The sequence below is a fragment of the Paraburkholderia sp. EG304 genome (genome assembly GCF_046543485.1).
In the GTDB taxonomy this organism is placed as follows: Bacteria; Pseudomonadota; Gammaproteobacteria; order Burkholderiales; family Burkholderiaceae; genus Paraburkholderia; species Paraburkholderia youngii.
Map to the genome: position 1 here is coordinate 1 of NZ_JBKGUA010000392.1, position 347 is coordinate 347.

General features: G+C 59.4%; 1 protein-coding gene. It reads left to right on the forward strand.

Annotated features, from left to right (window positions below; genetic code table 11):
* On the forward strand, positions 1-347 hold a 347-nt coding region (locus ACLFKU_RS44440), incomplete at both ends, for a transposase (protein ID WP_410853478.1).

The window sequence follows — 347 nt, forward strand, 5'->3', positions numbered from 1 at the left end:
GCACGCGCAAGCGGGAATTTCTCGATGAGATGCGGCGTGTCGTGCCTTGGTCGAAGCTGATTGCGCTGATCGAGCCGCACTATCCGGCAGGCAAAACCGGACGGCCGCCTTTCCCGATCGCGACGATGCTGCAAATTCATTTTATGCAGCAGTGGTTCGGTCTGTCGGACCCTGCAATGGAAGAGGCGCTGTACGACGTGCCGCTGTATCGCGAGTTCGCGGGTCTCGACGGCGGCATGGTGCGTTTGCCGGATGAAAGCACGATTCTCCGGTTCCGCCATCTGCTTGAAACACATGGGCTGGCCGCGCAAATGCTCGCACTGGTCAATGAGATCCTGACGGAGAAG